General features: G+C 45.9%; 7 protein-coding genes and 1 pseudogene. 1 reads left to right on the top strand and 7 read right to left on the bottom strand.

Going from position 1 to position 10746, the window contains the following annotated elements:
* Nucleotides 1–231: 231 nt before the first annotated feature.
* The 7 genes and pseudogenes from dhaK to T344_RS0100735 form a co-directional block, all read right to left on the bottom strand.
* A pseudogene (gene dhaK, locus T344_RS31855) lies at nt 232–1919 on the bottom strand (dihydroxyacetone kinase subunit DhaK).
* A gap of 52 nt (nt 1920–1971) precedes the next feature.
* Nucleotides 1972–3054, bottom strand: coding sequence for a glycerol dehydrogenase (locus T344_RS0100760; protein ID WP_027627132.1), 1083 nt, complete (start codon nt 3052–3054; stop codon nt 1972–1974).
* A gap of 71 nt (nt 3055–3125) precedes the next feature.
* Nucleotides 3126–3989 carry an aldose 1-epimerase gene (locus T344_RS29515; RefSeq protein WP_051571510.1) on the bottom strand — a complete coding sequence of 288 codons (864 nt, stop codon included), beginning with the start codon at nt 3987–3989 and terminating at the stop codon, nt 3126–3128.
* A gap of 6 nt (nt 3990–3995) precedes the next feature.
* Nucleotides 3996–5984: a DUF6259 domain-containing protein gene (locus T344_RS0100750; protein ID WP_027627131.1), complete on the bottom strand. Its 1989-nt coding sequence runs from the start codon at nt 5982–5984 to the stop codon at nt 3996–3998.
* A gap of 134 nt (nt 5985–6118) precedes the next feature.
* Nucleotides 6119–7669: an extracellular solute-binding protein gene (locus T344_RS0100745; RefSeq protein ID WP_027627130.1), complete on the bottom strand. Its 1551-nt coding sequence runs from the start codon at nt 7667–7669 to the stop codon at nt 6119–6121.
* Nucleotides 7670–7746: 77 nt separating this feature from the next.
* The gene (locus T344_RS0100740) at nt 7747–8625 is read right to left on the bottom strand and encodes a carbohydrate ABC transporter permease (RefSeq protein WP_027627129.1); all 879 of its coding nucleotides are present in this window, start codon (nt 8623–8625) and stop codon (nt 7747–7749) included.
* A gap of 10 nt (nt 8626–8635) precedes the next feature.
* Nucleotides 8636–9583 (bottom strand): ABC transporter permease, encoded by a 948-nt coding sequence (locus tag T344_RS0100735; protein ID WP_027627128.1) that lies wholly within the window; start codon nt 9581–9583, stop codon nt 8636–8638.
* 269 nt (nt 9584–9852) lie between these two features.
* On the opposite strand from T344_RS0100735, the gene T344_RS0100730 reads away from it, so the two are divergent.
* Nucleotides 9853–10692 (top strand): MurR/RpiR family transcriptional regulator, encoded by an 840-nt coding sequence (locus tag T344_RS0100730; RefSeq protein ID WP_242842004.1) that lies wholly within the window; start codon nt 9853–9855, stop codon nt 10690–10692.
* Nucleotides 10693–10746: the final 54 nt, after the last annotated feature.

Genomic DNA, 10746 nt, shown 5'->3' with positions numbered 1-10746 from the left:
GATTAATCTGTACAGTTACTGTTAACTTTCCGTTATTTTTAATAGATAGCTAAAAGTTTCGTGTAAGATTGGGAATGATCTGAGAAAAACAATAAAAAAATATGGAATGAAAAGTAGTCCCGATAATTTTGGTATGGTATTCCTGATATGCTGCGAAAAATGCCTTCTTGCTCAAATTTTCCCAGAAAACATTTTGAGAATTGTTTCTATTGGATCAGACTTATATTTTAATTATTTTAATATATCTTCAAGCTTTTTTGAAATACCCGTAAAAATTACACCTATTGCCACCGCTCCTGCATCGGGATAGTCAAGGCTCCTCTCGCCCAGATAGCTGGCCCTGCCCTTTGATGCGACATAGGAACGGGTTTTTTCTCCCCCCTGAACTGCCGACACCGCTGCCAGCTTGGAAGCTTCGGAAATTGACAATCCTGAGTTTGCACTTATTCTCAGAGACTGTGCCGCCGGAATCAGTGCATCCAGCAAGGTCTTGTCCCCCAGCTTCGCCCCGCCCCTCTTTTGGATTCCTTCAACGGCACAATTGAGCATTTCCGCAATACCATTGAGATCCAAAGCTGCGGCTCCGGCAGAATATTTGGCAGCACTTCTGAAGGCCGAGCCCCAGATTGGTCCTGAAGCCCCGCCGCAATACTCGGTGATGATCATACCGACATCCTTCAAAAAATGTCCGATACTCTCCCGTGACAGCTCACCCGATCTGGCTTTAACCTCTTTGAAGCCTTTTGCCAGCGACATTCCAAAGTCACCATCCCCGGCAGCAGAATCAAGCTGGCAAAAGGGCACCTCGTTTTCAATAATGATATCTGTCATGGTTTCTATAATGATTTCAATATGTTTTACTGTAAGCACATCCATTTACAACACTCCAATCTATATTTTCAGTTCCGGCGCAGACTCTGTCAGAGAAGCCTGAAAGCCGGCGTATCGGCAGGACTGTCCAGATAGGCCATAGTTTCCTCATCCAGCCTTAACAGTGAAATTGAAGCACCTGCCATATCTATTGCCGTCATATAGTTTCCTACAAAAGTCCGGTATACTTCTATTCCGTGCTGATCCAATATTTTTCCGGCGCTGTTGTTGAGTATATACAGTTCCTGAAGGGGCGTGGCTCCCAGCCCGTTGATCATAAGAGCTGCTTTTTCACCCCGAGCCAGCGGCATATCTTCAAGAATCATGTCCAGCAGTTTTTGGGCCAGATCATCGGAACCGGTGATTTTTTTCCTTTCGACACCCGGTTCACCGTGTATACCCACTCCAAATTCCAGCTCATCTTCAGCAAGGCTGAAGGTAGGCGTACCTTTGGCAGGAACGGTACAGGAGGTAAGAGCAAATCCTATTGAGCGGACATTTTCAGCCACCTTTTCAGCTATCCTTTTCACCTGGGGCAGTTCCAGACCTGTCTCTGCAGCGGCACCGGCTATCTTGTGCACAAAAACGGTACCGGCTACACCCCTGCGGCCAACCGTATACAAGCTGTTTTTTACCGCAACATCATCCTCCACATATACTTTTTCTACTGCAATATCGTCATCTTCCTGTGCCATCTCGGCTGCCGCTTCAAAATTCAGCTTATCCCCCGTATAGTTCTTTATAATGAGCAGTGTGCCTTTATCCGTTTTATTGTTTACAATGGCATTATATACCTGCACGGTTGACGGAGACGCAAAGACATCTCCGCAAACGGCCGCATCCAGCATGCCCTTGCCCACAAAACCTCCGTGAGCGGGTTCATGGCCGCTGCCGCCTCCGCTTATTAGGCATACCTTGCTTTTATCGGGCTGTTTTCTCGATAAAACCCTGTATTTTGGATCAAAAACCAGGTAATCCGGATGGGCCCGTTCCATGCCCAGGCACATTTCATTTACAACTGCTTCAGGACTGTTAATAATTTTTTTCATAGTAACCTCCATAGTATGTGAATAATCAGTATCAAGCCCTTGAATACCCTGCTTATGCTCCCAATTTATCTGCAACCAGGATAGCGGAATACACATCCTCCGGTGTCACTTTAAACGGCATGTTATGTATAGTCTCACCCTCGGCACAGGCTGCTCTGGCGACAAGCATCAGCTTTTCGGCGTCAGGCTCTGTGACACCCACATCCTTGAGGCAGGTTGGCAGCCCTACGGTTTTAAAATATTTTATTATAGTATTGATTTCTTCTTCGGGAGCATTTTCCAGTACAAGATGAACCACTACCCCAAATGCCACCTTTTCCCCATGATAGTAGTGGTGGGTATCCTCCAGCTGTGTAAGGCCGTCATGGATTGCGTGGCAGGCTGCAAGTCCGCTGCTTTCGAAGCCCAGGCCGCTCAGAAGTATATTTGCCTCCACAATATTTTCAAGTGCCTGGGTGACAACTTTGGACTCACAGGCCGCCTTTGCCTTGACCGAATCCTCCAGCAGCGTCTCATAGCAGGTTCTGGCTATTGCAAAAGCAGCTTTTGTGCTTTTGGCGCCCGACATGTTATCTGCATTTGCGCGCACGCAGGATCTTGCTTCAAAGTATGTGGCCATTGCATCGCCCATACCTGCCACCAGAAATCTTACCGGGGCCTTTGCTATAATAGCCGTATCCACCAGTACAATGTCCGGGTTTTTATTCAGATGAAAATATTGCACGAATTCATGGGCTTCATTGTAAATTATGGCAAGTTTACTGGTGGGGGCATCGGTAGATGCAATGGTAGGTACGATGATAACAGGCTTTTTGTCGTTGCAGGCTGCTGCCTTTGCAGTGTCAAGGGCCTTACCTCCTCCCAGGCCGATGAACACACCGCAGCCGTTGTCTTCCGCCAGCTTCATCATGCGTTGGATTTCAGCCTGTGTACACTCTTCCTTAAACTCTCCATAAATAATTTTAAAAGGATTTTTTTTGATTGAATCATCCAGGTACTTCTGGACACGTGCCTGGTCATCTTTTGAAGCTACCAGCAGAGCACTGTCTGAAAACTCCAGTACCAGTTCGCCCAGTTCGGACAGCACATCCTGTCCCTGAATATACTTTGATGGCGAAATCATTATTTTTTTCATATCACACACTCCTTGTAAAATAAATTATTTACATAATATTAAATTGGTCTTATTTAACTTAAACCTGGAATTTAATTTTGTTTTTTGTATCCGGTAATTGAAAACCTGAGCCAGAACCGCGCTGTTTCTCCCCGGGGCAATACCAAATGGCCTCCCGGCATATTAAGCCCGTTTACAGGTCCTGTCTGAGGCTCAACACACAAAAATCCCTTATTTCCTCCGCCGTTATAAAGCACCCACTGCGTAAATTCCGAAGAAACCTGATACAAAATATGTCCCAGACGTGCAGCTTGGTTTTCAGCAGTAAAATAGTCCGAAATCACCTGTCCCTCTGAAGCACAGCCATTCTTGAAACACAGCTCATGTTCCTTCAAAGCGCTGAGCTTTCCTGTGGGGAGATGACGTTCATCCCTTTCCCAGCGCTCTTTTATGGATACCGAAAATTCCCCGGGTGCGGCAAAGCTGGTATGAAAGCCCAGCAAAACCGGCATGCTGCAGCTGCCGTCGTTGAGAATCTCTATGTTTTGGGTAAGACCCTCCCTGTCAAGTTCAAAGGATAGCTTCATGGAAAAGTCAAAGGGGAACCATTTCCCACTGTTTTTTAACAGGCATGTAGCACTTCTGTCTGTTACTTCAGCAGCCTCAAAGGGTGCATTGTACAGTCTGCCATGCAGGTGGCTGCCTGTGTTGGGTTCGTTCACCGGCAGATGATATTTCCTGTTTTCGAACTTGAAAATGCCGTCTGCAGTCCTGTTTGGAGGGAAAAGCACCGGATTTCCGTACAGACATGGATTTTCCCTCAGCTGTTCAATATTATCCGGTGTGCGCAAAACCGGGAGACCTTTATATTCAAGTGAAATCAAATTCGCCCCGAAGGACGGCAATATTTCAGCCTCCCAGTCCTCAAAGCCCAAGTGTATACAATTTTCAAGCATAGGTTTTCAGCCTTTCAAGGGCAGGCAGGTCACAGCCTGTGAAGCCAGGGTCACTGCCTGACCGCATACTGTAAACTCCACGGGTATGTCCGAATCGTTCCAGAGTACCAGCAGGATTTGCCGGTCTGCATTTTCATACTGGGTCATGCGCACTTTTTCCGGTAAAACAGGAGTATGCCTGCACACAAAACGCCCCCTGTAGAAAAAATCCCTGTACATTTTTTTCAGATCCAGCAGCTTTTTAACATAGGCCGCATAATCTGGCAAATCACTGATTATGGACTTCCTGCCCCGGTATATTGAAACGTCGAACCGGAAACCGTAGGCAAATGAATAGTTGAGTATCCTTTTGAAATCCTCCCGGTCATCGTGCAGAAATCTGTCCGACATGATGGGCTCGGGGAAAGTCCTCAGAAACATTTCCGGAAAAGCAGTCTCGCCATAAAAATTACCGTACTGGCAGCCGTGATGGTAATGAACATGGGGTGCAAAAGCGTCAACACACTGCTCGGTTCCGTAAGCCACTTCCGGCCCGCACAGCCTGACTATGGCATCCATATTCTCAATGCGCCATTTTGCCTCGGTATCCCCGCGTTTTCCATGCTTATGTGTTTCATCAAAGCAGATTTTCGGCAGATGTCCCCCCATCTGGTCATAAAATATGGAGTCGGGACCGAAGGAAAGCTTTGTCCTTCCATTTTCCAGCAGCTTCTCCTGCCACTGTTCCGTTGCCTGGCAGGCCGATACAAAGCTCTTGTATCCGTAGCTCCGCAGCAGCATGCCATCGTTTGAAAACTGGTAGTGCTCACGGTATTCATTGAGGTCTATATCCTTGCGGCAGATCTCCCGGCCGGTTTCCTGATAATAGTCGGTAGTTATATCGATAAGGACCCCGTTGGTGTAGAGTGCCACATGCCCTCCCATCTGACGCACCTGAGCAATGGCGTCCTTCAAGCCCTGCTCTCCGCCCAGCTCCGGGTCGGCCTCATACCGGGGATAGCCGTTGTCAAACCGGCCCTTCCACCAGCCAAACACCAGCAGTGTATTGAGTCCGTATTTCATGCCCTCTTCATAAACGCGGGGCAAATCCTCATATCTGAAAAATACCTCACCATACTGGTGCCTCAGTATTATTCTCTGCCAGCCCGGCATATCCTGAACCCACTCAGGTTTTTCAGGCACTGAATACCAGTTGCCCCTGGCCCAGTTCCCGTAGATATCGGAGCCTGTTCTCCAGTCCCCCTCGTTCAATGAGATCACAGAGTGCGCGCTTTCCAGCCTTTCTCCCGGTTGAACCAGCATATAGTTGGAAATCGAAAGAATCATCCTTGGCCCGGAGCCTCGCGGATTCAACCCCGCTGCCAGAGTAGCAGACCGGAATTGATTGTCATGGCGGCCCACATACAGGAAATGCCCTCCGCTTTCCACACCGGACCAGCACATTGCCGCATCGCAGGGATACTGCACCACATTCCATATCTCATTGTAGTCTGCCGCCATATACTCGCTGTGTGATTTTTTTAGAGCTTCCCACGGGTTTATGATTTTCTCCCCCAGCCCGTTCATCTTGTAATAGATGTCCTTTTCACGCTCAAGAGAAGCGATGGAGGACAGTTCCACAAATGGAAGCTGCAACTCGTTGAGCCTTGCTCCGCTTTGGTTTTCTGCTTCGGCCCACATTTCCAGCGACTCATATGTGTGGACCGCGGCTTTTATATGAATTTTGAGCTTTACATCAAATACCCGCCCGTCATCACCTGTCAACTGAGGATAACTTATTATGATTTCATCTTTAAATTTTTCGGCAGTACCTTTTTGCTTTGAAGAACGTATTGTCATGGAACGGTAATATCCGTCATCCATGTGACAACGCCAGAAATCAGCCTGCTCCCTGTTTTCAAGCGGAAGCTCCTTTGCCGACCATATTATCCGGCTTCCGTCACTGCTGATCTGTAACTGCAATTTACCTGCTTCCAACGTCTCGTATTGATACATGTTCTTATCCTCCAAAAATTTGTCTCATTTTGAGAGCCTGTTTAATCTCTGCTGCAAAATCCGACAAAACGGCGAGTGCAATGAGACGTTAAACAGGCTCTGAGACAGCCCCGCTTTACTTGATTACGATATCTCTATTTCTGTGAGTTGTAAGCGGCTGTCGCTTCCTGCTCCCACTCTTTTCCGCCCTCATTTTCCCAGCGGGCTATGGCTTTCTTATATTCCTCTTCCAGATTTCCCTTCGTTGATATAAGCTGACAGAATACTTCCTTTTCTACAGTCTTTAAATTCGCTCCGTAATTGGTATCAGCTTCAAAGGATGTGTAAATGAAAGGCCATTCTATTGTACACATTGCATCGGCCATTTCCACGCCCTGTTTGGTCTGTGCATTAAATGTACGGCGTTCGGTGGTTATCTTTGGTCTGATGAAATCGGAATAAACAAACACTCCGTCATTTCTGTTGGTTGTGCTGTCGTCATATGGTTTAATCATCTCATAGGTGCCGGCAGCTTTGTCCACCCAATTAAAGTGCTTGCCTTCAACACCCAGACGAAGAAGAGCATTTCCATCTTCGGTCAGGAAGAAATCAATAAGCTTTACGGCTGCGGCAGGATTCTTGCAGGTGGAACTTACAACAACACTCGGTGTATAGCTGGGATAGATTTTTCCCTGGGCCGCCTGGCCTGTGGGCCCTTTTATTGCTGCAAAATCAAAGGTCGGCACAGGATTTTCGGTGTAACGGGAAGGCATCCAGTTATTAGTCGGTCCCGGACACTGGAAGTCAAAAGCTCCAACCTTACCGTTCCACAGCTTGCCAAAGGAATCCATTGTGGGGATGGTGGCAAAATCGGGATCCATTACTCCGTTCTGGTACAGCTTCTGGAAATATTTAATGGCATCCAGGAAGTTTTTATGCTTCAAGCCTGTGGTTACAGTACCGTCGTCCAGTTGGACAGGACGCAGACCGTTCATGTTTGCTGCAATACCATAGGCTCCCAGTATGCTGGTGAAATTGTTCCAGTTGCCTACTATGGAAGCACCAAGCCCTAATGTGTCATTTTTTCCGTTGCCATCCGGATCATTGAAAGTAAAAGCATAGAGTACGTCATACAGGCTGTCCAGATCTGTAGGCATTTCCTTTCCGACTTTTTTCAACCAGTCGGTACGGATATTCATATTCTGTGCATAATCGTGATCGGCGTTGAACAGTGCATATACTTTTCCGTCCTTGTTTAAGGGATGGCTGGCAAGCACTTCTCCAAGATTGTCCTGAATTGCCTTTGCATCCTTAACATATTCCGTCAGGTCGGACAGCATACCGTTTTGTTTTAACTGTTCGGCGTCAGATATGGTCGACGCCCAAAAGATGTCAGGTAGAGTTTTTGCTGCGATCAAGGTATTTAGCTTTGAGGCTGAATCAGCCAGTGAAACATAGGTTACCTTCAAACTGCTGTTGGTCTTGTTTTCGATTTCCTTCAATACTGAGTTGGTATCCGGCGGAGAATTGTCACCTACCACCAGCATGCTTAATTCAGCAGGACCAGCTGCTGATGCAGAAGCCGTCTGCCCGGCCGAAGCACCTGAGCTTCCGGAATTTTCCGAAGGTGAACCCCCGCAGGCACTCATTGTAAATGCTATTACGGCAACAAGTGCTGCGCTTATAATTCTTTGAATCCTTTTCATACGCTCTCTCCTTAACAATTATTTTTTTTGGTTATTTGTAAAACACCAAAACCCATTTGGCAGGTTTCAGCATAATATTATCCCTTCACCGCGCCGGTGGTTATGCCGGTTGTATAGTATTTTTGCAGGTACGGGTATACGATCAGTATAGGTATTACAGAAACCGATATGGTTACCATTTTCAGAGTTTCCTCCGTCACCCTGGCAGCATCGCTGATGCCCTGTATACCTGAAAGTACCGCTCCTGAACCCGCCGAGGAAAACAGGTTTCTCAAGTAAACCTGCAAGATTTGAAGACTGTTGTTGTTAATGTAAAGGACTCCGTCCAGATACGCATTCCAGTTGCTGACCCCGTAGAACATACCGACTGCTGCAAGAGTGGGAGTCGAAATGGGAAGAATTATACGGAACAGAATGGTTATGGGATTGGCTCCGTCAATTCTCGCAGATTCCTCCAGGCTTGCCGGAATGGATTGGAAATAGTTTCTCATGATGAACAGGTTGTAGGCACTCATTGCGTTTGGTATAACCAGCGCCCAGAAAGTATCAATCATATGAAGGTCGTTTACAAGAAGATATGTAGGAATCATGCCGCCGTTGAACAGCATTGTAAAGAATATGGCAATACATAGGAACTTTCTGCCTTTCAGGCGCGGCAATGAAAGAGGATAAGCCAGCATGGCCGTCAGTATAACACTGAGCAGGGTTCCCACTGCAGTCCTTGCTATGGTATTCCAGTACGCGTTATACAGCTGCGGCTGCTTCAGCACCAGCTCATAGCCTGTAATGTCCAGGCCCTTGGGCAGGAAGAACAGTCCTCCTGCCGACGCCCTCTGGGAATCGCTTATAGAGTACATTAAAACATGCCAGAAAGGGTATATTGTAATAAACGCGATCAGGAACAAGGCTACACCGTTTATGATCATTCCGATTATTTCTGCTTTTGACTTTTTCATGGTATCCTCCTTAGATCATGCTGCTATCAGGATCAGTTTTTTTAGCGATAGCATTTGTTATGATAACCAGCACAAGACCGATCACGGACTGGAACAGACCTGCGGCAGTGGCAAGGGCAAATTGTTTGTTTTGAAGTCCCACGCGGTACACAAATGTGTCTATGATATCGGCTACAGGGTTTACCATAGGATTGGTTATGGCAAAAATCTGGTCAAAACCCGCATACATAACCTCACCGACACGGAACATCAGAAGTACGATTATTGTGGATTTTATACAGGGAAGTGTTATATGTATCAGCTGGCGCCATTTTCCCGCGCCGTCAATGGAAGCTGCCTCATACAGCTGATCGTCAATGCCCATAAGGGCTGCCAGGTAAACGATTGTACCCATACCTGCATTTTTCCAGACGTGGGACCAAACAATCACCGATTGAAAGCTGTCCACATCTGTCAGGAGGTTGGGAAGCTGTCCGGTATATCCTATAAAATTGGCTATTTCACGTATTCCGCCCATGCTTGGAGAAAACAGTGCGTACATCAGACCATTTATTACCACCCATGAAACAAAGTTCGGCAGGATAACCGAAGTCTGGATAAATTTTTTGCAATTGCGGCTGTTCACCTCATTTATCATCAAAGACAGTATAATCGGTATTGGAAAGCCGATAACCAGCTTCTGCAGACTGATTACAATGTTGTTATACAATGCTCTTTGAAATCCGACCTGGGAAATAAGTTTGCTGAAATTGTCAAATCCCACCCAGGTGGAATTGTCGGGATTAAAAATGTTATAGTTTTGAAAAGCAATTGATACGCCATACATAGGTATGTACTTGAAAACAAGAAAATAAAGAAGCCCCGGGACCATAAGAAGATAAAGCATATATTCACTTCTCATATAGGAAAAGATTCCCCGTTTTTTAGGAACAGCGAGTGGCCTGGTCTGAATTGACATTTTTGTTTCTCCTCTCTGGAACTAAAAATTGCATAAATAATATAGAGTTTTTGAGATGTAAATTGTTGATATTTCATAGTATAATCATTTGAAATGATTATGTCAATATTTTTTATTTATTTTAAAACAAATTTTTAAATATATTTTTGTAACTTGTCCTTTGTTTGATTTATTGATAATATAAATACAATGAATTTTAATAAATACAAAGAATTCAAATAAATACAAGGAATTCAAAGAAAGGAACAAGTAAATTGACCGGATGCTGTTTGAAGATAAAAGAGTCATTAAGTGGACTTACCAAAAAAGAAAAGCTGGTGGCAAATTATATACTTCAATTTCCACAGGATGTCCCCAAAATGTCCATCTATGAGCTTGCAGTGGCCAGCGGAACAAGTCCCTCTGCAGTAGTCAGACTCTGTAAAAGTCTTGGCTATGACGGCTACAAGGAGTTTTGCAGACTGCTTACCGCAGATGTCAGTGCCAGCAGGAAAGATGACATAGTTTACGAAGATGTGCGTCCCGGAGACAGTCTTTCCTCCATTGCCAAAAGTGTTGCCATGAGTAATATCAGAGCTATTGAAAGTTCTCTGCAGATTTTGGACGAAGCCCAGCTGGAGCAGGCTGTAGACGCTATTTCAGAGGCCGACAGGGTGGATTTTTACGGAGTCGGCACCTCCTGTCTTGTGGCCATGGACGCTCACAGCAAGTTCCTGCGTATAAGCAAGAACAGCAACGCCAGCGAAGACCCCCATGTGCAGGTTTTAAGCGCAGCCACCCTGAAGAAAGGCGATGTTGCCGTCATCATTTCCTACAGCGGTGAAACCAGGGATATACTGGTTATTGCAGACATTATCAAGAAAACTTCCGCAACAGTAATTGCCGTGACAAAATACGGAAAAAATTCATTGAGCACACTGGCAGATATAAATTTGTGCACCTACAGTACTGAAAATCTCATCCGCAGCGGCGCCATGAGTTCACGAATAAGCCAGTTTACCATCATCGATATTTTATACACGGCGGTAGCCAGCAATAATTATTCAAAGGTGAAGCCTCACCTGGACAAATCACTGTTTGCCGCCGGACGTCTGCGTTCAAGCAAATAAAAACAGGAATGGTTGGAGCCTGGAAATACTCCATCCGTTCCTGTTTTTATTTCC

This window comes from Ruminiclostridium cellobioparum DSM 1351 = ATCC 15832 (assembly GCF_000621505.1).
Taxonomy (GTDB): domain Bacteria; phylum Bacillota; class Clostridia; order Acetivibrionales; family DSM-1351; genus Ruminiclostridium; species Ruminiclostridium cellobioparum.
Note: the sequence above shows the minus strand (reverse complement) of the source record. Positions and strands in the feature narration are given on the sequence as shown.